The 22,013-nt window shown below is 69.9% G+C and carries 20 protein-coding genes; 5 read left to right on the top strand and 15 right to left on the bottom strand.

Annotation, left to right across the window (positions count from 1 at the left end; genetic code table 11):
- Positions 1-63 precede the first annotated feature (63 nt).
- Complete coding sequence (locus SACCYDRAFT_RS09795) at positions 64-771, bottom strand: alpha/beta family hydrolase (RefSeq protein WP_005455800.1); 708 nt, start codon at positions 769-771, stop codon at positions 64-66.
- Positions 768-2,636, bottom strand: a complete 1,869-nt coding sequence (locus SACCYDRAFT_RS09790; protein WP_005455799.1) for an ABC transporter ATP-binding protein — start codon at positions 2,634-2,636, stop codon at positions 768-770. The genes SACCYDRAFT_RS09795 and SACCYDRAFT_RS09790 overlap by 4 nt, the downstream gene beginning before the upstream one ends.
- Before the next feature lie 131 nt (positions 2,637-2,767).
- Here SACCYDRAFT_RS09790 and SACCYDRAFT_RS09785 point away from each other — a divergent pair, with 131 nt between their 5' ends.
- A complete protein-coding gene (locus SACCYDRAFT_RS09785) occupies positions 2,768-4,123 on the top strand; it encodes a glycosyltransferase family 87 protein (protein WP_005455798.1) in 1,356 nt (451 codons plus the stop codon).
- Here SACCYDRAFT_RS09785 and SACCYDRAFT_RS09780 read toward each other — a convergent pair.
- From SACCYDRAFT_RS09780 to SACCYDRAFT_RS09770, 3 genes are all read right to left on the bottom strand, one after another.
- A complete protein-coding gene (locus SACCYDRAFT_RS09780; protein ID WP_005455797.1) occupies positions 4,110-4,319 on the bottom strand; it encodes a helix-turn-helix domain-containing protein in 210 nt (69 codons plus the stop codon). The two genes, SACCYDRAFT_RS09785 and SACCYDRAFT_RS09780, sit on opposite strands and share 14 nt — an antisense overlap.
- Positions 4,320-4,690: 371 nt before the next feature.
- Entirely contained in the window at positions 4,691-6,319 is a 1,629-nt protein-coding gene (locus SACCYDRAFT_RS09775) for an ABC-F family ATP-binding cassette domain-containing protein (RefSeq protein WP_005455793.1), read from the bottom strand.
- Positions 6,320-6,457: 138 nt separating this feature from the next.
- Entirely contained in the window at positions 6,458-7,126 is a 669-nt protein-coding gene (locus SACCYDRAFT_RS09770; protein ID WP_005455791.1) for an acVLRF1 family peptidyl-tRNA hydrolase, read from the bottom strand.
- 51 nt (positions 7,127-7,177) lie between these two features.
- Here SACCYDRAFT_RS09770 and SACCYDRAFT_RS09765 point away from each other — a divergent pair, with 51 nt between their 5' ends.
- Together SACCYDRAFT_RS09765 and SACCYDRAFT_RS09760 are read left to right on the top strand one after the other, a co-directional pair.
- Entirely contained in the window at positions 7,178-7,405 is a 228-nt protein-coding gene (locus tag SACCYDRAFT_RS09765) for a hypothetical protein (RefSeq protein WP_005455789.1), read from the top strand.
- A gap of 36 nt (positions 7,406-7,441) precedes the next feature.
- Complete coding sequence (locus tag SACCYDRAFT_RS09760) at positions 7,442-7,819, top strand: TA system VapC family ribonuclease toxin (protein ID WP_005455787.1); 378 nt, start codon at positions 7,442-7,444, stop codon at positions 7,817-7,819.
- A 3-nt stretch (positions 7,820-7,822) separates the two neighbouring features.
- On the opposite strand, the gene SACCYDRAFT_RS09755 is transcribed toward SACCYDRAFT_RS09760, so the two are convergent.
- From SACCYDRAFT_RS09755 to SACCYDRAFT_RS09745, 3 genes are read right to left on the bottom strand one after another with little or no spacing between them, the layout of a single operon-like run.
- Positions 7,823-9,397, bottom strand: coding sequence for a deoxyguanosinetriphosphate triphosphohydrolase family protein (locus SACCYDRAFT_RS09755; RefSeq protein ID WP_005455785.1), 1,575 nt, complete (start codon positions 9,395-9,397; stop codon positions 7,823-7,825).
- Positions 9,398-9,437: 40 nt separating this feature from the next.
- Positions 9,438-10,100, bottom strand: a complete 663-nt coding sequence (locus SACCYDRAFT_RS09750) for a response regulator transcription factor (RefSeq protein WP_005455783.1) — start codon at positions 10,098-10,100, stop codon at positions 9,438-9,440.
- Positions 10,097-11,344: a sensor histidine kinase gene (locus SACCYDRAFT_RS09745; RefSeq protein WP_005455782.1), complete on the bottom strand. Its 1,248-nt coding sequence runs from the start codon at positions 11,342-11,344 to the stop codon at positions 10,097-10,099. Before SACCYDRAFT_RS09745 ends, SACCYDRAFT_RS09750 begins: the two co-directional genes overlap by 4 nt.
- A gap of 368 nt (positions 11,345-11,712) precedes the next feature.
- Between SACCYDRAFT_RS09745 and SACCYDRAFT_RS09740 the strand changes: the two genes are divergently transcribed.
- Positions 11,713-13,689 carry an ABC1 kinase family protein gene (locus tag SACCYDRAFT_RS09740; protein ID WP_005455780.1) on the top strand — a complete coding sequence of 659 codons (1,977 nt, stop codon included), beginning with the start codon at positions 11,713-11,715 and terminating at the stop codon, positions 13,687-13,689.
- A gap of 112 nt (positions 13,690-13,801) precedes the next feature.
- Here SACCYDRAFT_RS09740 and SACCYDRAFT_RS09735 read toward each other — a convergent pair whose 3' ends face one another.
- The 7 genes from SACCYDRAFT_RS09735 to SACCYDRAFT_RS09705 form a co-directional block, all read right to left on the bottom strand.
- Positions 13,802-14,206 (bottom strand): metal-sulfur cluster assembly factor, encoded by a 405-nt coding sequence (locus SACCYDRAFT_RS09735; protein WP_005455778.1) that lies wholly within the window; start codon positions 14,204-14,206, stop codon positions 13,802-13,804.
- Positions 14,203-14,655, bottom strand: a complete 453-nt coding sequence (gene sufU / locus SACCYDRAFT_RS09730) for a Fe-S cluster assembly sulfur transfer protein SufU (RefSeq protein ID WP_005455776.1) — start codon at positions 14,653-14,655, stop codon at positions 14,203-14,205. Before sufU ends, SACCYDRAFT_RS09735 begins: the two co-directional genes overlap by 4 nt.
- The gene (locus tag SACCYDRAFT_RS09725; protein WP_005455774.1) at positions 14,655-15,944 is read right to left on the bottom strand and encodes a cysteine desulfurase; all 1,290 of its coding nucleotides are present in this window, start codon (positions 15,942-15,944) and stop codon (positions 14,655-14,657) included. The genes sufU and SACCYDRAFT_RS09725 overlap by 1 nt, the downstream gene beginning before the upstream one ends.
- 37 nt (positions 15,945-15,981) lie before the next feature.
- Positions 15,982-16,746 (bottom strand): Fe-S cluster assembly ATPase SufC, encoded by a 765-nt coding sequence (sufC, locus tag SACCYDRAFT_RS09720; RefSeq protein ID WP_005455772.1) that lies wholly within the window; start codon positions 16,744-16,746, stop codon positions 15,982-15,984.
- Between the two features lie 62 nt (positions 16,747-16,808).
- On the bottom strand, positions 16,809-17,987 hold the full coding sequence (gene sufD / locus SACCYDRAFT_RS09715; RefSeq protein ID WP_005455771.1) for a Fe-S cluster assembly protein SufD: 1,179 nt from the start codon (positions 17,985-17,987) through the stop codon (positions 16,809-16,811).
- A gap of 1 nt (position 17,988) precedes the next feature.
- The gene (sufB, locus tag SACCYDRAFT_RS09710) at positions 17,989-19,437 is read right to left on the bottom strand and encodes a Fe-S cluster assembly protein SufB (RefSeq protein WP_005455769.1); all 1,449 of its coding nucleotides are present in this window, start codon (positions 19,435-19,437) and stop codon (positions 17,989-17,991) included.
- On the bottom strand, positions 19,434-20,279 hold the full coding sequence (locus SACCYDRAFT_RS09705; protein WP_005455768.1) for a helix-turn-helix transcriptional regulator: 846 nt from the start codon (positions 20,277-20,279) through the stop codon (positions 19,434-19,436). The genes sufB and SACCYDRAFT_RS09705 overlap by 4 nt, the downstream gene beginning before the upstream one ends.
- Before the next feature lie 120 nt (positions 20,280-20,399).
- Between SACCYDRAFT_RS09705 and mptB the strand changes: the two genes are divergently transcribed.
- On the top strand, positions 20,400-22,007 hold the full coding sequence (gene mptB / locus SACCYDRAFT_RS09700; RefSeq protein ID WP_043537182.1) for a polyprenol phosphomannose-dependent alpha 1,6 mannosyltransferase MptB: 1,608 nt from the start codon (positions 20,400-20,402) through the stop codon (positions 22,005-22,007).
- Positions 22,008-22,013 lie beyond the last annotated feature (6 nt).

Genomic DNA, 22,013 nt, shown 5'->3' with positions numbered 1-22,013 from the left:
CATCCCCCGGTGAGGTTGTGCCTCGCGCGAGGAAAAAAGGAGATCCGGCCGAAAAAGACCTGGTCAGAGTAGTAGCCGCCACCGAAGAGGCGCATCGTGAGCGAAAGCACGGGCCAAAAGTCCGTGCTGGGGAACCAGTCCTGCGGTCTGGACCGCGAACTCGGCGGCGAGCCGGTTCCACAGGGCGGGCCTGCGCAGCAGCGCGTGACTCTCCGCCGTCACGTCGAACCGCGCCAACCGCGCGGCGTGGGCGTCGGCACGTTGCGCGTACCGGTAGGAGTCCCCGGGGCTGGTCACGCTGTCGAGCGCACCGTGCGCGATCACGACCGTGCGGCCCGCCACCGGCTCCACGGGCTCGGCGTCGGGCGTCCACGGCGCGAACGCGCACGCGCCCCGCACCGCCTCGTCGTCGCACACCCGCAGCGCCACGCGGCCTCCCATGGAATGCCCCACCAGCACCACGGGCAGGCCCGGGCGTTCAGCCCGGATCCGCTCCAACGCCCACCGCGCGTCCTCCACCGGGTGCCGGTCGGGTTCGTTCCACCCGCGAACCCGGTTGCGCAGCAACCTCACCTCCAGGCCGTGCCGGGCCCCCGCCGCCCGCACGGCGTGGGCCACCGGCACCATCCGCAGGTACGCCAGCCGCCACGGCCGGACGACGGCGGCCCCGTACTCGGCGCCGCCGTGCAGCACGAGCGCGACCGCCCTGGGCCGCGGAGCACTCGGCGGCAGAGTGGTCAACGAGGGCCGCGCCACGACACCGGGCTTCACGCGGCCGACCGTTCGTCGGTGGCGAACTGGGTGTTGTGCAGCTCGGCGTACCGGCCGCCGAGCGCCAGCAGCTCCTGGTGCGTGCCGCGTTCGACGATGCGGCCGTCCTCGACGACGAGGATCGCGTCGGCCGCCCGTACCGTGGACAGCCGGTGGGCGATGACGAGTGCCGTCCGCCCGGTCAACGCATCGGCCAGTGCCTCGCCGACCGCGGCCTCGGACTGGGAGTCCAGGTGCGCGGTGGCCTCGTCGAGCACCACCACGCGGGGCCGGGCGAGCAACAGCCGGGCGATGGTGAGTCGTTGCCGCTCGCCGCCGGAGAGGCGGTAGCCGCGCTCGCCGACCACGGTGTCCAGGCCGTCCGGAAGTGAACGCACGAGCTCCTCCAGCCGGGCCCGGCGCAGCGCGTCCCAGATCTCGTCGTCGCTCGCCTCCGGACGGGCGTAGGCGAGGTTGGCCCGGATGGTCTCGTGGAAGAGGTGTCCGTCCTGCGTGACGAACCCCACCGTGCGCCGCAGCGACTCGAACGAGAGGTCCCGGACGTCCACGCCGGCCAGCCGTACGGCCCCGGAGTCGACGTCGTAGAGCCGAGCGACCAGTGAGGCGATGGTCGACTTGCCCGCCCCCGACGCTCCCACGAGCGCCACCATCTGGCCCGCCTCGGCCCGGAAGCTCACGCCGTGCAGCACCTGCTCCCCGCCCCTCGTGTCCAGTGTGGACACGTCTTCGAGCGAGGCCAGTGAATAGCCCTCCGCGGAGGGGTAGGCGAAACGAACGTCGTCGAACTCGACGGACACACCGCCCGAGGGCAGCGGCGTGGGGTCCGGCTTCTCGGTGATCATGGGCTTGAGGTCGAGCACCTCGAAGACCCGTTCGAACGACACGAGCGCCGTCATGACGTCCACGCGGACGTTGGCCAGCGCGGTCAACGGCGTGTAGAGGCGGGTGAGCAGCAGAGCCAGCGCCACGACGGTGCCCGCGTCGAGCCTGCCGGTGAGCGCGAGCCAACCGCCGAGGCCGTAGACGAGTGCCTGGGCCAGCGCCGACACCAGAGTGAGGCTGGTCATGAACCAGCGGGTCAGCATCGCCGTGCGGACCCCGATGTCACGGACCCGGCCGGCACGCTCGCCGAACTCCTCCGCCTCCACCTTCGGCCTGCCGAACAGTTTGACCAGCGTGGCACCGGCCGCCGAGAACCGCTCCGTCATCTGGGTTGTCATGGAGGCGTTGAGCTCGGCCGACTCGTGCTGCAGGTCGGCCATCCTCCGGCCGATCCGCCGGGCGGGCAGCACGAAGATCGGCAGCAGCACGAGCGCGAACAGGGTCACCTGCCACGACAGCGTCACCATCACGGCGAGTGAGAGGACCAACTGGATGACGTTGGTGACGAGGCCGGACAGTGTCGCGGTGAACGTGCGCTGCGCACCGATGACGTCGTTGTTCAGTCTGCTCACCAGCGCGCCGGTGCGGCTACGCATGAAGAACGCCACGGGCATCCGCTGGACGTGCTCGAACACCGCCCTGCGCAGGTCGAGGATGAGTCCCTCACCGATGTGGGCGGACTGCCAGCGTTCGGCGAGCCCCAGCGCCGCGTCGGCCACGGCGATGGCCGCGATGGCCACGGCGAGCCAGACGACCGTGGAGACGGCCCGCCCTCCGACGATGGTGTCGACCACGCGCCCGGCCAGCAGCGGAGTGGTGACGGCCAGTACGGCCGACAGGACCGTCAGCGCGAGGAAGACGAGCAACCTCCGCCAGTGCGGCCTGGCGAAGGAGGCCACTCGGCGAACGGTCCCCCTGCGCAGCCCTTTCGGAGCGTCGGCCGAGTTCATCGCCCCCCGCAGCAGCGACCACGTGTTGTCCACTCGCCAACAACTCCTCTCCCCATGTGTGCTCAGCACAACAGCGGTGACGTCGCGGATCTTCCCGCGCCGCTTCCGGGCGATTCTGCCGGTCGCCACCGACAGTCCCGACTCCCTCGGTAGTCTCGACCGCCATGGGGACACAGGCACAGCAGGGGGCGGAGCCCGCACCGGTCGGCGCGTTCGGCCGCATGCGATCGGCACTGGGTCGGCGGCCACTCGCCGTCGACGCCCTGCTCTACCTGGGCTGCGCCTGCTACGCCTTGGTCATGGCGTTGACCGACAAGCACTTCGGCTACCGGGTATGGGGCGGTTTCGCGGTGGCCGGCTACGGGCTCGCGCTGGTGCACACCTGTTGGCTACTGCTCACACCGAACGCCCGGCACTCCCGGTCACGATCACGCTGGGTGGGCGTGGGAGCGGTCGGTGTCGTCGGCATGCTCGCCCCGATGGTGACGTTGCTCGTGCGGCGGGAAACCTCGGGCGGCGACTGGACCGACGCCGAAGGGCTGTGGAACGCCCAACCCGAGGTGTGGGTGATCGAGCGAGCGGCGAGCACCCTGCTGGACAGCGGAACGCCCTATCTGGACATCGCGGCGCTCGACCGAGCCCCGAACGTCCACGACTACACGCCGTACGGCCCCGTGATGGCGGTGTTCGGTCTGCCGCGCGCGCTGCTGGGCGGCTCGCCGTTCACCGACGTGCTCACCGACGCCCGCGTCGCGTTCGCGCTCGTGGCCGCCGTCTGCGTGGTCGCGAGTCTGCGGCTGCTGCGGGTGCCGTCGATACCGGTTCGAGGTGCCCAACTCGCGGCGGTGTTCCCTCTGACGGCGCTCACCTGGGCGACCGCCGGTCCCGACCTGGCGATCGTGGGACTGATCGTGCTGACCGTCGCCCTCGCCGCCACCGACCGGTCCGGCTGGGCGGCACTGACGTGCGCGCTCGTGACGAGCGCGAAGCTGATCGCCGCACCCGCCGCCGTCGTGGCCGGTTTCCTCGTCGCGAGCCGACTGGGTGGACGCGCTCTCGCCCGGTCCTCGGTGGTGTTCGTCGGTGTCACCGCACTGGTGACCGTGCCCGTCTGTCTGGTGAATCCCAGAGCCTTCGTCGAGCACGTACTACTGTTCCCGTCGGGTCTCGGAGAGGTCGCGTCCCCCGCCGAGAGTCCGCTGCCGGGCCGACTGATCGCGAGCACCGGCCCCGTGGGCACCGTGATCGCCCTGGTGCTGCTCGTCGCCGCGGGGCTCGCCGTGCTGCTGTGGCTGGTTCGCCGCCCGCCGCGGACCGCGGCCGACGCGGCCCTGCGGATCGCGGTCGGACTCGCCGCCTTCACGTTGCTGACGACGGCCACCCGCTTCGGCTACCTGGTCTACGTCTCCGTGTTGCTGGGAGCGGTGCTGGTGTTCCGGAACCGGGCCACGGCCCCCCTCGGCACCGACGAACCCGGCTCCGGAACCCACGGAGATCCTGTCCCTCTTACTTCTTCTTGACGCGCGTGGCGCCTCCCCTGCCCCGAAGTTGCACGCCGGATTCCGACAGGACCCGGTGCACGAAGCCGTAGGAGCGTCCCGTCGACTCGGCCAGAGCGCGGATGCTCGCCCCCTTCTCGTACTTCTTCTTCAGGTCAGCGGCCAGCTTGTCACGCGTGGATCCGGTGATGCGCGCACCCTTCTTCAGGTCTGCCACGTCAATCCACCTTCCGCCCGTTGATGTTTCGGGCCACTTTCAGCCCCTGCCGTGGCAATGATCGAACACGACGCCGCCGAATGCCAGACGACAACGGGAAAACATGCTCGAATGGCGTCGAAAACGTCCGATACGGTACTTGCTGTAGACCGAACAATGACGGAACGCGTAAAAGGCGCCTGGTTGTGGCGGCCGGTGACACACCACACTCCACCCGAAAGGGGGGGCCACTCCACCGATCCGGGAGTCGCCACAACAACACTGGTCAGAAAGCTGTGGGTGATCTTTTGGTCACCCGGCGAGCACATCGGACCGGCGACCGGTGCGCGCCCTTACGAAGAAGTCGCACATTTTCTCGGCAAAACACCCGATCAGGCGAGCTCGACCAGTTCACGATAATCGTCGGACCACAGATCTTCGGTGCCATCCGGCAAGAGGATCACCCGTTCGGGTTCCAGTGCCTCGACCGCACCAGGATCGTGTGTCACAAGAACCACCGAGCCCTCGTATCGGCGCAATGCGTCGAGCACCTGTTCACGGCTCGCGGGGTCGAGGTTGTTCGTCGGTTCGTCGAGCAGCAGCACATTCGCCGCGCTGGACACGAGCCCCGCGAGCGCGAGCCGGGTTTTCTCCCCACCCGACAACGTCTTGGCGGGCTGGTCGAGCTGCTCGCCGCTGAAGAGGAACGACCCCAGCAGGTTGCGCAGCTCCTGCGCGCCGGTGTCCGGAGCGAGATGGCGGATGTTCTCCCACACCGTCGCCTCGTGGTCCAGCGTCTCGTGCTCCTGGGCGTAGTACCCGAGCCGGAGACCGTGGCCGGCCACGACCTGGCCCGTGTCGGGCTTCTCCAGCCCGGACAGCAGGCGCAGCAGCGTGGTCTTGCCCGCACCGTTCAGCCCCAGCACGACGACTCGCGAACCGCGATCGACGGCGAGGTCGACCCCGGTGAAGATCTCCAGCGAGCCGTACGACTTCGACAGGTTCTCGGCCGTCAACGGGGTACGGCCGCACGGGGCGGGCGCGGGGAACCGGATGTTCGCGACCTTGTCGGCCTGGCGCTCCTCGTCGAGGTTGGCCAGCAACTGCTCCGCGCGGCGGGCCATGTTCTTCGCCGCCACCGCCTTGGTGGCCTTCGCACCCAGCTTGGCGGCCTGTTGCTGCAACGCGGCCGCCTTCTTCTCGGCGTTGGCACGCTCCCGCCTACGGCGTTTCTCGTCGGTGGCGCGCGCGTCGAGGTAGCGCTTCCAGTTCATGTTGTAGCTGTCGAGCTCGCCACGCGTGGCGTCGAGGAACCACACCCTGTTGACGACCTCGTCGAGCAGTTCGACGTCGTGGCTGATGACCACGAGGCCTCCGGTGTGGGCCTTCAGGAATCCGCGCAGCCACGTGATCGAGTCGGCGTCGAGGTGGTTGGTGGGCTCGTCGAGCAGCAGGATGGTGCCCGAGCGGCCTCCCGCACCGGCTTCCGAGGCGGCGAACAGGATGCGCGCGAGTTCGACGCGGCGCCGCTGCCCGCCGGACAGCGTCCGCAACGGTTGCGGCAGCACGCGGTCTTCCAGGCCGAGGTTGGCGCAGATACGCGCGGCCTCGCTCTCGGCTGCGTAACCGCCCAGCGCGGCGAAGCGTTCCTCCAGCCGCCCGTAGCGGCGGACCGCCTTGTCGCGGGCGGCGTCGTCCACGAGTTCGGCCATGGCGCTCTGCGCCTTCTCCATGTCGCGCAGCAACACGTCGAGGCCGCGTGCGGAGAGCACGCGGTCCTTGGCGGTCACCGACAGGTCACCCTCTCGGGGGTCCTGCGGCAGGTAGCCGATCTCGCCGGTGTGGTGCACCTCGCCCGCGTACGGGTCGCCCTCACCGGCGAGCACGCGGAGCGTGGTGGTCTTGCCCGCACCGTTGCGCCCGACGAGGCCGATGCGGTCGCCCGGTTGCACGCGCAGCGTGGTGTCGGACAGCAGGATGCGCGAACCGGCGCGCAGTTCGAGGCCGGTAGCCGAGATCACTTGGCAGACTCCGTGGGGTGGACGTGGTGGCCGGACAAGGTGTGCACGGGGCGCGAGCGCGCGCCTACTCCAGTCGAACGACCACGTTCCCCAGTGTAGGGGCGGGTGTCCAGTCGTTTTCCGCGACGGTGGCGTGGGTCACCGCACGATGATCTCCACGGCACGTGCGCGCTCGGCCGCGTCGTCGAGCACCGAGCGACGCGGTTCGGCCACGTCGAGCACGCGGGGTTCCGCCTTGGCGAAGACCGCGGCGAGCCTCCGATCCGCTCGCAGCTCCTCCAGGGCCCGGCGGTCACCCCCGAGTACGACGGCGTCGAGCTCGGCGACACGGGCGCCGAGGACGTCGGCGGTATCGTCGGCCGCCGCGCGCAACGCCTGTCGTGCCTGGCCGTCGCGGCGGCGAGCGAACCGCTGCTGCGACCACCCTCCTGCGGCGCTGCGCCCGTGCACCAGGTGACGGTCGGTACGGGACACCGTGACCCGCCCACCCTCGGCGACGCCGACGCTGTGCCCGCCGAGCCGTACGAGCAGCAGGCCGATACGGCGTGGTCTGCGCACGTGGTCGACCAGGACTTCCACGGCCGCACCGTCGTGCCGGGTACCGGGTTCGACGGCGAGCGGCTCGAACGGCACGGAGACCGTCGCGGTGACGCCGTTACCGCCCACGACACGCACCTGTCCCGGGTCGAGCTCGGTGTTCGCCACGCCGTCGTTGCGCTCGGCGAAGCGATCGAACCACCGGGCCAGTCGCTCCGGCTCCACCTCGACGGCCGTCCCACCGCCCGGCACCTGCCGTTTGCGCGCCATCCGTACTCCGATCTCCGCGCATCGTGATGTTCTGAAACTACGCTTCGTGGCATGAGGACGGCCATCGATCTGCCCGACGACCTGTACCGGCAGGCCCAGTCCCTCGCGCGGGACACCTCCCGTACCTTGAGCGAGATCGTCTCGGAACTCATGCGCCGGGGGCTGGGCCAGGTCAAGCCAGCCGAGACGACGCGTAGCGCCAGGACCGGGCTTCCCGTGGTCACTCTCGGCAGAGTCATCACCACGGACGACGTCCGTTCCCTGGAGGACGAGCGGTGACCACGCTGCTCGACGCGAAACGTCCTGATCGCTCTCGTGGTCGCCGATCATGTCCACCATGACGTCGCCGAGAAGTGGTTCGCGGACTCCGACGGTGGATTCGCCACGTGCCCGGCCACGGAGGGCGGTCTCCTCCGGCTGCTGATCCACGAAGGGCAGTCGGCGGACACCGCCCGGCTCGTTCTCGACGCGCTGAAGGACGACGAGCGGTACGAGTTCCGGCCCGACACGATCAGTTACGGCGAAGTGCCGCTGAACGGCGTCCCCGGACATCGACAGGTGACCGACTCCTACCTCGCACAACTCGCGCGGTCGCGCGGCGGCCGGATCGCGACCTTCGACCAGGGCCTCGCCCAGTTGCACGCCGACGTCGCGGACCTGCTGCCCACCGTTCCCGCGCAGCCCACGCGCTGACGGTCAGAGCACCGACGGTTCCGCCCACGGTTGTGCCGAGCGGCCCGAGATCGCGTCGAGCATGGCCGCCGCCTGCTGGTCCGTGAGCGAAGCCACGAAGTCGATCACCGCCCTGCCCCGCGCCAGGGCCCGCACCGCGTCGGCGCCGCGCACCGGCTCCCCCGTGGCACCCACCAGCAGCTCGGGCGCGTCGTCGGCGAGTTCGCCGTACTCGGCCTGCGCCAGCTCGACGAGGTCGTGCAGCCTGCGCGGCAGCCGGGAGGCCTCCTCGCGGTCGGTCAGCCACGCGTCCAGCGCGTCCACCAGCGTGACGATCAGACTCGCCTGTCCCCGCTGGTGCAGTGCCAGGTCGGGGCGCTGCAACACGAACCGCTTGTGGACGAACTTGAGCACCTGCACCTCGTGCCACTGCGCGGGGGCGAGGGTGACGTGACCGGTGCGGGGTGAGGGTGACGGTGTGACGACCACCCCGTCCGCCAGCCGCGCGGTCCAGCGCGCCGAGAACCGAGCGGTGGCCTGCTCGGCCTCCACCGACCCGTCGAACGGGATGCCGAGCAGCTCGTCCACCAGCTCGGCGCGCACGCGGGCGACCGCATCGGCGAACGCTCCGGCGTCGGCGATCCAGGAGTCCTTGGCGTGCAGGCGGCGACGCAGGTGCTCCAGCGAACGTCCCGGCTTGCGGTGCGTCTCGACGAGCTCGGCCTCGGGCAGCACGGCGAGTTCACTGCTCCGCGACAACCAGTGACCCAGTTCCGTGGCCACCGCCGCGTGTTGCAGCACGCCGATGCGGTGGAAGTCCTGCAGATCGTGGATGGCGTACGCGATGTCGTCGGCGAGGTCCATCACCGACGCCTCCACCGTCTGCTGCCAGTACTCGATCCTGTCGGCGAACGGTGCCCGGCACGCCTCCAGCTCGTCCAGCTCGGTGGAGTAGGCGGAGAACTTGGCCGAGCCCGAACCGGGAGCCTGCGGCGGCTCGGCGGCACCGCGAGGCGGTACGGGCAACGCGGACGGGTGAGGCCGCGGACGGTGCAGGCGCGCCCACGGGTACTTCAGCAGCGACGCGCGGACCGCTGCCGTGAGGTTCAGGCCGCGAGGTACCGGGCCGCCCACCTCGGTGGTGGTGACGATCCGGAACGTCTGGGCGTTGCCTTCGAACCCGTCGGCCAGCCCGTACCGGTGGCGGGCGATGCGGTCGAGCACCTGTTCCCCGAGATGGCCGAACGGCGGATGCCCGAGATCGTGGCCGAGTGCCGCGGCCTCCGCCACGTCGGGATCACAACCGCCGAGTTTGGCGACGAGCGCGCGCGTGTCCTCGGCCGAGGAGATGCGTTCGGCGATCGACCGGGCCACCTGGGCGACCTTGAGACTGTGGGTGAGGCGGTTGTGCAGCAGCGCCGAGCCACCCGCACTGACCACCTGCGTCACCCCGCTCAGCCGGGCGAAGAACGGGGAGGCGACCAGCCGGTCGCGGTCGACCCGGAACGGGCTGGACTGCAGTTCGGCGAACCCACCCGATTCCGCCGCCTCGTCCCGGCGCCTGGCGCGGGGATCGGGGGGCGTTACCACGCTCACCATGCCCCACACCGTACGTGAGAACCCGGTTCGCGAACCGACGTCATCGCCGGTCTCCGCCCGGAGACACGAATCCCGACTCGTACGCCGCGATCACCGCCTGGGTACGGTCGCGGGCCCCGAGCTTCGCGAGGACGTTGCCGACGTAGGTCTTCACCGTCTCGACGCCGAGGAACAGCTCGCCCGCGACCTCGGCGTTGGACAAGCCCGCGGCCATCAGCCGCAGCACCTGCCGCTCCCGTTCGGTGAGCCCCGCCTCCCGCAACCGCGACCCGGTCACGGCGTGCCGGGCCGCCATCCGCCGCAACGCCGACGGGTACAGCAGCGAGTCGCCCGCGCACACCGTCCGCACGGCCGCGACGAGTTCCTCGGGGCGAGCGCGTTTCAGCACGAAACCGCTGGCGCCCGCCCGCAGCGCCGAGTAGACGTAGTCGTCGTTGTCGAACGTGGTCACCACGATGATCTTCGGCGGGTCCGGCACCACGGACAGGAGGTGTTCGGTGGCCGCGATGCCGTCGACGACCGGCATGCGCACGTCCATCAGCACGACGTCGGGACGTACGCGGCGCACCAGGCCGGCCACCTCGGCGCCGTCGGCCGCCTCGCCCACCACGGCCAGATCGTCCTCCGACTCCAGGATCGCTCGCAGCCCCGTCCTGATGAGCGGCTCGTCGTCCACGAGCACGACACCGATCGTCCGCGTCACGACGCCGCCCTTCCCGTGGGCAGCCGCACGTCGACCACCCAGTCGTCCGCATCGGGGCCCGCCTCCAGCGTCCCCCCGAGCACGTCGACGCGCTCCCTCATCCCCCGCAGTCCTCTCCCGCCGCGCCCACCTCGCGCCCGGCCGGGGTCGGCGATCCGGTTGCGCACCGTGATCGCGACCGTCGGTCCGATGACCTCCACTCGCACGGTCACCGGCACCCTACCGGCGTGGCGGACGGCGTTGGTCAGGCATTCCTGCACGATGCGGTACGCCTCGCGCGACACCACGGGCGCGACGGCCTCCGGATCACCCCGGACGTCGGCGTCGACCGACACCCCGGCGAGCCTGGTGGCCGACAGCAGCGCGGGTAGGTCACTCAGCCCGGCCCGCGGTGCCCGCGACACCGCCTCGCCGTCCTCGCGCAGCAGCCCGAGCACGTGGTCGAGGTCGTCGAGGGCGGCCCTCGCCGCGGCCTCGATCGCTTCGAGGGCCGTTTCGGAGGCATCCGCGTCCCTTCGCAGCAGCCGCCTGGCGGCGCCCGCCTGCACTGCGACGATGCTGAGCGCGTGCCCCACCGAGTCGTGCAGTTCCCGCGCGAGCCGCGTGCGTTCGAGCAACCGGTCGGTCCTGCGTTCCAGCCGCGCGATCCGATCGGCGACGCTCGGCCCCAGCAGGGAGACCGCCATCCGCCGGAACACCGCCCCGGAGGTGGCCACCACCGGCACCAGCGCCAGCGTCGTCAGCACGGCCAGCACCGGTATCCACGCTCCAGCCCAGCCTCGCGGCACGAGCACCGGCTCGGGAACCCCTAGCGAGATCCGCCCGGTGAACGGCACCGGGATCGTCATCGCCACGAGCACCGGTAGTGCGAGACTCAGTGTGCTCAGCACACCACCCGCGAGAACGTGCGCGGCGAACATCACCGCCGACCGCACACGCACCGACCAGTCGTCGGTCGCGCCGAACTCGGCGTCGGGCACCGGGTCGTCGAGCAGTTCCCGCACGGCCGCGCCCTCCAGCACCCGCACGGCGGGCAGGAACCCCACCGCGCCGAGCACCAGCAACGCGGCACCGCCACCGATCAGCAGTGCGCCGAGCGCGGTGGCGGCCACCGGTACGACCGCAGGCACGAGCACCGCCCCGAACAGCAGGAACGGCACGAAGAGCGCGCCGCCGAGGATGAAGTACACCCACCGGCGATAGGTCGCGGGACGGGCGAACCACCCGAACAACCACCGTGCCATACGGCAAGCCTGCCAGAACGGCTCCGCGCTGCTCGCCGGGCGCCTCCGACCGCCTCCGACCGCCTCGGAAAAACCGTCCGAAGCAGACGGAGGCGCACGTCCGGTCGGCGTGCCGGCCGAGCGCGACAGTCGGGTTCGGACAGTGTGTACGGACGGCAGCTTGCCGGTCCGCCTGCCCGATCGGTTCCGTCGTTCCCTGCCGGAAGGCCCTCGCGGAGCCCCGGACACACCGGAGAACGGCACGCTCCCCGCCCTGTCCGCGGGCCATGGACGCGTGCTCGCAGCTCACGGACGTTCGGCCGGATACGGTACTGTCGGCGGTCACACTGCCGCGCTGCCCGTTCCGGGCCGGATCTTCAGGGTCGTCGATGTCCTCGGTGTTGCTCGCTGTTCTGAGTCTGCCGCTCTACCTGTTGATGCTGTGGCCACTCGTGGTGGCCTCCCGACGGGTTCTCGGCGTGCCGATCGGCACCGTGCGGGCCTTCGCCGCCGCCCTGTTCGGGTGGGCGATCGCGGGTTTCGTCGTGTCACGATTGCCGCTGTTCGAGGTCCGCGAAGACCCCAGCGTCGGGTTCTGGCTGCTCATCCCGGTGGCGGGCGTGGGATTCCTGGCCACGCTCGTGTTCCTGTTCGTCGCCGAGATGGCGTTCCCCAGCGGTTCCGGACTCGGACCGATCGGCAGGATCCGAGCCCTGCGGCGCCGTGCCTCCCGCACCCGCCGCTACTCGCGCATCACGACCATCGCCGTCCGCCACGGCCTCGGGCCGTACCTCGCCGGACGACGCGCCGGCCACGACACCGACGTCCGGCAGGCCACTCTGGCCCGGTCGCTGCGTCGCGCGCTGGAGGAAGCCGGGGTCACGTTCGTCAAACTGGGTCAGGTGCTGTCCACCCGCACCGACCTGTTGCCGCCCTCGTTCATCGACGAGCTGAGCCGCCTGCAGAGTCAGGTCACCGCGGCCCCGCAGGCGGAGATCGAGCGCGTCCTGCGCGACGAACTCGGCAGACCCGTGCACGAGGTGTTCGCCGAGTTCGACTCCGAACCGCTGGCGTCGGCCTCGATCGCACAGGTGTACCGCGCCCGCCTGCACAGCGGTGAGGAGGTGGTCGTGAAAGTGCAGCGTCCCGACATCCGGGAACGGGTGGAGCGGGACATCGACATCGTCACCCAGCTCGCCAGAACACTGCACCGCCGCGCGGCGTGGGCCCGCGCACTCGGCGTGCTCGACCTCGCCGACGGCTTCGCCTCCGCCCTGTTCGAGGAGCTCGACTTCCGCATCGAGGCCCGCAACGCCGAAGCCATCGCCAAGGCCGCCGCGGCGACACCGAAGGCTGCCGTGCGCATCCCCCGCCCGCATCCGGAGTGGACGACGGAGCGCGTGCTCGTCATGGAACGGCTCCAGGGCACTCCGGTGACCCAGGCCCGCCTACCGGACGACCGCGACGAGCGGCGCGGCCTGGCCACCGCGTTACTGACCTGCCTGTTGCGCCAGATCCTCGACGCGGGCACGTTCCACGCCGATCCGCATCCGGGCAACGTGCTCGTGCACGACGGCACCCTCGGCCTGCTCGACTTCGGCTCCGTCGGACGGCTCGACCTCGGGTTGCGCGAAGGCCTGCGGTCACTGTTCGTGGCGGTCGACCGCAGTGATCCGGCGGCGTTGCGCGACAGCCTGCTGCTGGTCCTCGAACATCCGGACGACCTCGACGAGCAACGGCTCGAACGCGCGCTCGGCGGACTCCTCGCGCAGCACCTGCAGAGCGGCGCCGGCCCGGACGCCGCGCTGTTCACCGATCTGTTCCGGCTCGTCGCGGAGTTCCGGCTCTCCGTTCCCGCGCCGATAGCCGCGGTGTTCCGTGCGCTCGCGACACTGGAGGGCACTCTCACGGCCCTGGCCCCCGAGTTCGACCTCCTCGGTGCTGCGCGCGCGTTCGCGGCGGACGAGATCGACGCCCGGCTGCAGCCCACCTCGGTGAGGGACGCCATGGCACGCGAACTGCTCAGCGTCCTCCCGCTGCTGCGGCGGCTTCCCCGCAGGGTGGACCGCATCACCGGCGCGCTGGAACAGGGCAGGCTGTCGGTGAACGTGCGGCTGCTGGCCGACCCACGCGACCGCCGCCAGGTCACGCGGTGGCTGCACGAGGTGTTGCTGGCGTTCCTCGGCGCGGCGACCGGGCTCATGTCCGTTCTGCTGCTCACCGGGGGTGGAGGTCCGGCCGTGCTGCCCGACGTGACACTGCACCAGCTTCTCGGCTACAACCTGCTGGTCGTCAGCGCCCTCGTGGGACTACGCCTGTTGTTCCTCGCGTTCCGTGCCCAACACGACGATCCTGACGAGTCCTGACGGCGTACGCAGGCTGCGAACACCCGTACACAGAATGCGGACACGCCGGCGAGGTTTCCACCCACCGGCGTGTCCGCAGTTTGTCGACGCGTGTTCGCAGTCCAGGGACGGCTCAGACCGTGAAGCCCAGCGCCCTCAACTGCTCGCGGCCGTCCTCGGTGATCTTCTCGGGACCCCACGGCGGCATCCAGACCCAGTTGATCCGGAAATCCTTCACCACGGGAGTGGCCCCGGTGAGCACCGATGCCGTCTGGTCCTCGATGACGTCGGTCAGCGGGCAGGCCGCCGACGTCAACGTCATGTCGATGGTGGCCGTGTTCTCCTCGTCGACACGGATGTCGTAGACCAGCCCGAGGTCGACGACGTTGATCCCGAGTTCGGGGTCGACGACGTCGCGCATGGCCTCCTCGATGTCCTCGATCTTGGCCACGTCACCGCTCGGGGCGGGCTGCGTCTGCTCCGGCAGGTCCGCCGCCGTGCGACCCTCGCGGTGGTCGGCCGTCCCGGTCTCGCTCATCGTGCTGTCACCTCACTGGTCGACGTCCTGCCCACAGCATCCTTGAATGCCATCCAGCCGAGCAAGGCGCACTTCACCCGGGCCGGATACTTCGCGACGCCGACGAACGCGACGCCGTCCTCCAGCACGTCCTCGTCGGGCTCGACATCACCACGGCTCTGCATGAGCTGGGTGAACGCCTCCAGCTTCACGAGTGCCTCGTCGAGCGGCCGCCCGATGACGAGGTCCGTCAGCACCGACGTCGACGCCTGGCTGATCGAACACCCCTGACCCTCGTACGACACGTCGGCCACGAGGTCGCCTTCGAGCCGCACCCGCAACGTCACCTCGTCGCCGCAGGTGGGATTCACCTGGAACGACTCGGCGTCGTACGGGTCACGAAGGCCGCGGGCGTGCGGGTTCTTGTAGTGGTCCAGGATGATCTCCTGGTACATGGATTCGAGGTCCATCAGACCGCTCCCCCCACACCGAAGAACCGCTGTGCCTCGCGCACACCCTCAACGAACGCATCCACCTCGGACTCCTCGTTGTAGAGGTAGAACGACGCCCTGGCCGTCGCGGGAACACCGCACGAGCGGTGCAGCGGCCACGCACAGTGGTGCCCGACCCGCACGGCGATGCCGAGGCTGTCCAGCACCTGGCCCACGTCGTGTGGGTGCACGTCGTCCACCACGAACGCCACGGTGGCACCCCGGTCGACGGTGTCCTGCGGACCGATGACCCGCACGCCCGGCAAGGACCGCAGTCCCTCCAGGGCCCGCTCCACGAGCAGGTGTTCGTGCGCGGCGACGCGGTCCATGCCGATCGCGTTCAGATAGTCCACGGCCGCGCCGAGCCCGATCGCCTGGGAGGTCATGGGCACCCCGGCCTCGAACCGCTGCGGCGGCGGGGCGAAGGTCGACCCCTCCATCCGCACCAGCTCGATCATCGATCCGCCGGTGAGGAACGGAGGCATGGCCTCCAGCAGCTCGCGCCGACCGTAGAGCACACCGATGCCGGACGGGCCGAGCATCTTGTGCCCCGAGAACACCGCGAAGTCCACACCCAGTTCGGCGAAGTCCACCGCGAAGTGCGGCACCGACTGGCATGCGTCGAGCACCACCAGCGCACCCACCTCGTGGGCTTTGCGAACCAGCGTCTCCACCGGGTTGACCGTGCCGAGCACGTTCGACTGGTGCGCGAACGCCACCACCTTCGTGCGCTCGGTGATCAGCTCGTCGAGCTGCGACAGGTCGAGCCTGCCGTCACCAGTGACACCGAACCAACGCAGCGTGGCACCGGTGCGCTGGCACAACTGCTGCCAGGGCACCAGGTTGGCGTGGTGCTCCATCTCAGTGACGACGACCTCGTCACCCGGCTTGAGGGTGAAGCGCTCCGCCTCCGGGCCCGCCGTGGCGGCGTTGCTCATGGCGTACGCGACGAGGTTGATGCCCTCCGTGGCGTTCTTCGTGAACACCACCTCGCCCGGCGAGACCCCCACGAAGGCGGCGATCTTCGCTCGCGCGCCCTCGTAGGCGTCGGTCGCTTCCTCCGACAGCTGGTGCGCACCCCGGTGCACGGCCGCGTTGGACGTCTCCACGAACCGTCGCTCCGCGTCGAGCACCGGCCTCGGGCGCTGAGAGGTCGCACCGGAGTCGAGGTACACCAGCGGTTTGCCGTCGCGAACGGTGCGGGACAGGATCGGGAAGTCGGCGCGCACCGCCGTGATCTCCAGTGGCCGCGAGTCCGTGCTGGTCATCGCGCCAACTCCTTTCGACGTTCCCTGTCCACCCGCGTCAGACAGCGGCCTTGTCGCCGGTGTACTTCACGTACCCGTTCTCCTCCAGCTCATCCGCCAGCTCCTTGCCGCCCGACTCGACGACCTTGCCGCCGGCGAACACGTGCACGAAGTCCGGCTGGATGTGCTTGAGGATGCGCGTGTAGTGGGTGATCAGCATGACGCCGACCTCGTTGTTCGCCTTGTAGTCGTTCACGGCGTCCGACACCACGCGCAGCGCGTCGACGTCCAGGCCCGAGTCGGTCTCGTCGAGCACGGCGATCTTCGGCTTGAGCAGCGCGAGCTGGAGGATCTCGTGGCGCTTCTTCTCACCGCCGGAGAAGCCCTCGTTGACGCTGCGCTCGGCGAACTCGGGCGCGATGTCGAGCTTGCCCATCTCGTCCTTGACTTCCTTGACCCAGTGGCGCAGCTTCGGCGCCTCGCCGCGCACCGCGGTGGCGGCCGAGCGCAGGAAGTTGGACATCGACACGCCCGGCACCTCGACCGGGTACTGCATCGCCAGGAACAGACCGGCGCGGGCACGCTCGTCGACGCTCATGTCCAGCACGTTCTCGCCGTCCAGCAGCACCTCGCCCGAGGTCACCTCGTACTTGGGGTGCCCGGCGATGGCGTAGGACAGGGTCGACTTGCCGGAGCCGTTCGGGCCCATGATCGCGTGGGTCTCGCCCGAGCGGATCGTCAGGTTGACGCCCTTGAGGATCTCCTTGTTGCCCTCGTCGGTGACGACGTCGGCCCGCAGATCCTTGATTTCCAGTGTGGCCATGCCTTCTCTTCGATCTTTCCGTGAGTCTTCGTGAGCGTGGTCAGCTTCGTGGTCGGGCCGGCTCAGGCACCGATGGCCTGGAGCTCCTCCTCGATCGCGGCCTCGAGGCGCTCGCGCACCTCGGGGATGTCGATCTTCATGAGGATCTCGTGGAAGAACCCGCGCACGACGAGCCTGCGCGCCTGCTCCTCCGCGATGCCCCGCGACTGCAGGTAGAACAACTGCTCGTCGTCGAACCTTCCCGTGGCGCTGGCGTGGCCCGCGCCCTCGATCTCGCCCGTCTCGATCTCCAGGTTCGGCACCGAGTCGGCGCGAGCGCCCTGGGTGAGGACGAGATTGCGGTTCAGCTCGAACGTCTCCGTACCTTCCGCGGCGGCCCGGATGAGCACGTCACCGATCCACACCGAGTGCGCGTCGTCGCCCTGCAGGGCGCCCTTGTAGAGCACGTTCGACTTGCAGTGCGGCACCGCGTGGTCGACGAAGAGACGGTGCTCCTGGTGCTGGCCCGAGTCCGCGAAGTTCAGCCCGAGCATCTCGACGCTGCCTCCGGGGCCGGAGAACGTGGCCGTGGGGCTCACGCGCACGAGGTCGCCGCCCAGGGTGACGACGATGTGCTTCAGCGTCGCGTCGCGGCCGAGCTTCAGGTGCTGCTCGGACACGTGCACCGCGTCGTCGGCCCAGTCCTGCACGCTGACGACGGTGAGGTTCGCGCCGTCGCCGATCACGAACTCGATGTTGTCGGCGTAGGTGCCGGAACCCACGTGGTCGAGCACGATCGCGGCCTCGGCGAACCGCTCCGCCCGCACCTGCACGTGCCCGTAGGCGGTCTTGCCCTCGCCGGGTCCGGTCAACCGGACCAGGGTGCGGGTCGACGCCTTGGTCTCCTTCGGCACGGTGATCAGCGTGGCCTTCTCGAAGGACGAGTACGCCTGCGCCGCGACGCGGTCGCTGGGCACGCCGGCCTCACCGAGCCGCGCGTCGTCCCGCGCCACCGTCTCGACCGTGACCTCGGGCGCCGCCTCGGCGTCCAGAGTGATCTCACCCGTGGCGGGCGCGGACCCGTCGTGCAGGCCGCGCAGCCGCTTCATCGGCGTGAACCGCCAGTTCTCCTCACGACCGCCCGGTACCTCGAACGCCTCGACGTCGTAGGAGGTGAACCGCTCACCGCGGGAGGCGGCGGGCACGAGCGCCTCGGCCGCGGCGGCGGTGTTGGCGGTGTTCGTGTTCTCGGCGACCGTCATGTCAGCCGACGGCTCCTTCCATCTGCAGTTCGATCAGGCGGTTCAGCTCGAGCGCGTACTCCATGGGCAGCTCGCGCGCGATGGGCTCGACGAATCCGCGCACCACCATGGCCATCGCCTCTTCCTCGGTGAGACCGCGCGACATCAGGTAGAACAGTTGGTCCTCGCTGACCTTCGACACGGTGGCCTCGTGCCCCATCGACACGTCGTCGTTGCGGATGTCGACGTACGGGTAGGTGTCCGACCGCGAGATCGTGTCCACCAGCAGCGCGTCACACACCACGCTGGACTTGGAGTTGTACGCCCGCTTCGCGACCTTCACGAGGCCCCGGTACGAGGTACGGCCACCGCCGCGCGCCACCGACTTCGACACGATGGTCGAGGACGTGTGCGGCGCGAGGTGCTCCATCTTGGCGCCCGCGTCCTGGTGCTGCCCCTCACCGGCGAACGCCACGGACAGCACCTCGCCCTTGGCGTGCTCGCCCATGAGGAACACCGACGGGTACTTCATCGTCACCTTGGAGCCGATGTTGCCGTCGATCCACTCCATGGTGGCGCCCTCTTCGGCCTTGGCGCGCTTGGTGACCAGGTTGTAGACGTTGTTCGACCAGTTCTGGATCGTCGTGTAGCGGCAGCGGCCGCCCTTCTTCACGATGATCTCCACGACGGCCGAGTGCAGCGAGTCCGACTGGTAGATCGGCGCCGTGCAGCCCTCGACGTAGTGCACGTACGCGCCCTCGTCGACGATGATCAGCGTGCGCTCGAACTGGCCCATGTTCTCGGTGTTGATCCGGAAGTAGGCCTGCAGCGGGATGTCGACGTGCACACCCGGCGGCACGTAGATGAACGACCCACCGGACCACACGGCCGTGTTCAGAGCGGAGAACTTGTTGTCACCCGCGGGGATGACGGAGCCGAAGTACTCCTTGAACAGCTCCGGGTGCTCCCTCAGGCCGGTGTCGGTGTCGAGGAAGATGACGCCCTGCTTCTCCAGGTCCTCGCGGATCTGGTGATAGACGACCTCGGACTCGTACTGCGCGGCCACACCGGCGATGAGGCGCTGCTTCTCCGCCTCCGGGATACCGAGCTTGTCGTAGGTGTTCTTGATGTCGGCGGGCAGATCGTCCCAGCTCGTGGCCTGCTTCTCGGTGGAGCGCACGAAGTACTTGATGTTGTCGAAGTCGATCCCCGACAGGTCGGCGCCCCAGTTCGGCATCGGCTTGCGCTCGAACAGCTTGAGTGCCTTCAGGCGCGTCTCGCGCATCCACTCCGGCTCGGACTTCTTCGCGGAGATGTCGGTGACGACGTCCTCGTTCAGTCCTCGACGGGCGCTCGCGCCCGCCGTGTCCGGGTCGGCCCAACCGAACTGGTACTTGCCCAGAGCCTCGATGGTCTCTTCCTGGCTCAGCGGCTCGGTGGTGGGATTGCGCTGCTCGGCAGCGGCAGTCATGCGGTAGTCCCTCCGTTCGGAGTTGCACTGTCGATGTCCTGGTGCTCCACGGCACTGTCGGCCGAGGGGGGCGGATGTCGACGGCTCCCTTCACTACCCACCGGATCGGCGGGTACGTGCGTGGTGCACGCGGCGTCGCCGCGTGCGATCGTCGCCAGCCGCTGCACGTGTGTGCCGAGCAGCTCGGCGAACGCCTCGGTCTCCGCCTCGCACAGCTGCGGGAACTCAGCTGCGACGTGCGCGACCGGGCAGTGGTGTTGGCACAGTTGCGCACCGTGCGTCACCGCGTTCGAACCCGGTGTCGCCACCTTGCGGGTCGACGCAGCGTAGCCCTCCCTGGTGAGGGCGCTTGCAAGGGCCTCGGCCCTCGACTCGGCGTCGGCGTGCCGGGTCACCGCCTCGCGGTACGGGCCCACGAGGGCCGACACCCGACGTTCGGCGAACGCCTTGACGGCCTGTTCCCCGGCATGTTCGGCGAGAAACCGGATGGCCGAGACGGCGAGGTCGTCGTAGGCGTGTCCGAACCTGGCCCTACCCTGCTCGGTGAGCAGGAAGAGCTTGGCGGGTCTGCCGCGACCGCGACGGCCGCGACGGGAAGCCTGGCGCGTCTGCGCCTCGTCGTCGGCCACCAGCGCGTCGAGGTGCCTGCGCACCGCGGTGGCGCTGATGCCCAACTGCTCGGCGACGGCCGCGGCCGACAACGGCCCCTGTTCCAGCAGGAGCCTGGCGACCTCATGGCGGGTCCGGCCCTCCGTCATCACCGGAGTCACCGGAGCAGAGGAGTCCGGCACGGCGGGCGGCGCACCGCCACCGTGCTCGTCGAACGTCCCCTGCTTTTTCACAACATAAGTGTGTCGTATTTCCGGAACAGGGGCAAAGTCGGCCCGAAGCCGAGTGACCGGACTCACGTGGCGACGGGAGTCGATACCCTCACCCCCGTGGTTGTGGGCAAGGGCGGGATCATGACGCGATCACCGGTTGACCCGGGTGGGACGGACCCGCTCGACGCCGATGAGACACGCGCGCTGGGAGTGACGCGCCGCTTCGGCATCGTCGGAGCGCTGCTCCTGGCGTTCGGCTCCCTCGGCGCTGGAGCGGCACCGATCCTCAACCCGGTACTGGAGATTCCGGTCCTGCGGCTGTTCACCCGCATTCCCACCGTGTCGGTCGCGATCGCGTTCACCGGCATGGGGATGATGGTGATCGCCTGGCTGTGGCTGGGCCGCTTCGCCAGACCCGGCCGCGACCGGGTCGCGAGTCAGGGCCAGGTGCTGCGCACGCTCGTCACCTGGACGCTGCCGCTGCTGGTCATCCCCCCGCTGTTCTCCCGGGACGTCTACAGCTACCTCGCGCAGAGCGAGATCGTGCGGCGCGGGTTCGACCCCTACGCCCTCGGGCCCGCCGAGGCACTCGGCGTGGCCGACCCGTTCACCGCGGGCGTGTCGAACATGTGGCGCGACACCCCCGCACCGTACGGACCGCTGTTCCTTGAGATCGGCAGCTGGCTGGGCGGCGTCGTCGGCACGAACGTGGCCGTCGGTGTCCTCCTGCAACGCCTGGTGGCCCTCGTCGGCTTCGGACTCATCGTGTGGGCGCTGCCGCGCCTGGCGCGCCGCTACGGCGTGGCCCCCGGCACGGCCCTGTGGCTGGGTGCCGCCAACCCACTCGTGCTGTTCCACCTGGTGGCGGGCGCCCACAACGAAGCGCTCGGCATCGGGCTCATGCTCGCGGGCCTGGAGCTCGGCATGCGCAGGCTCGCCGTCCGCGTGAAGGGCGAACCCCCACCGCCCTGGGGCAGGGGCGAGCTGGCCTACATCGTGCTCGGCGCGGTGGTGATCTCGCTCGCGGCGATGGTGAAGATCCACGCCATCGTGGCGCTCGGATTCTTCGGCGTGATGATCGCGAGGCGGGGCCGGGGGCGCTTCGCCGACCTCGCCGTCGCGGCCGTCGTCATGCTCGTCGTGTTCATGGCCGTCACCCTGGCCGTCGGCTTCGGCACCGGGCTCGGATTCGGCTGGATCGGGGCGCTGGAGACACCGTCGAAGGTGTGGAGCTGGCTGTCACCCGTGGCCGAGCTGGGCCAGCTCGGCGGTGTGCTCGGCATCGTGCTGGGTCTCGGCAACCACACGGGGTCGGTCATCGCGATCCTCGGCCTGCTCGGCTACGGCGTGGCCGGCGCGGTGACGTTGAAGTTCCTGTGGGACAGCTTCCACTGGCGGTACCGCCCGATCATCGGGCTGGGCGTCTCGCTCGGCGCCTTCATGATGCTGCACGTGTCGATGCAGCCGTGGTGGCTGCTGTGGGCTGTGATCCCGCTCGCCGCCGCGGCGGGCACGTCGCGGTTCCGCAACGCCGCCACCGTCGTGAGCGCGACCCTGGCCCTGCTCATCCCGCCCACCGGAAGCCCGTTCGACAACCGGTCGTACATCCTCCACCAGGCGTTCGTCGCCGCGCTGGTCGTCGTCGCGCTCATGGTGCTGATCGCATGGCGCCGCGCGCCGATGCTGCTGCGGCGCCCCGGAAAGCCCAGCCGGTCCGGCCGTGCCGGTCGCCCGGCGGTCGGTCACTGACCCGTT

The sequence above is a fragment of the Saccharomonospora cyanea NA-134 genome (genome assembly GCF_000244975.1).
Lineage (GTDB): Bacteria > Actinomycetota > Actinomycetes > Mycobacteriales > Pseudonocardiaceae > Saccharomonospora > Saccharomonospora cyanea.
Note: the sequence above shows the minus strand (reverse complement) of the source record. Positions and strands in the feature narration are given on the sequence as shown.